Source organism: Klebsiella sp. HN106 (assembly GCF_051209435.1).
In the GTDB taxonomy this organism is placed as follows: Bacteria; Pseudomonadota; Gammaproteobacteria; order Enterobacterales; family Enterobacteriaceae; genus Klebsiella; species Klebsiella oxytoca.
This window is the reverse complement of record NZ_JBLURD010000245.1, coordinates 1-292: the sequence shown is the minus strand read 5'-3', so window position 1 is coordinate 292 and position 292 is coordinate 1. Positions and strand designations below refer to the sequence as shown.

The window sequence follows — 292 nt, the reverse complement described above, 5'->3', positions numbered from 1 at the left end:
CTGACCGCCATGGGGTCATTCAGCATCGGATCATAAGGTTTTCCCTGATAGTCAAACCCTCCGGTCCCCTGACGCGACCCACTACCTGAGCCAGGATAAGACATATCCTCTTCTTCCCAGCCGCCATGGGTGCTTCCTGCTCCGGGAAATGTTGCTGTTCCGGTTGAGCCACCTGCCACACCGACGCTTCCGGTAGCCGCGCCCCCCATTCCCCCGGTAACTACTGGTGGAAACATAACCATCAGAGTCCCCTCCTTTCCCGGTTTATCATCACATGCATATAATCTTCAAC

General features: G+C 55.5%; 1 pseudogene. It reads right to left on the bottom strand.

Annotation, left to right across the window (positions count from 1 at the left end):
* Positions 1 to 242: pseudogene (locus ACSIPU_RS31100) on the bottom strand (Tox-REase-5 domain-containing protein); the annotation flags it as partial.
* Between the last annotated feature and the right edge of the window lie 50 nt (positions 243 to 292).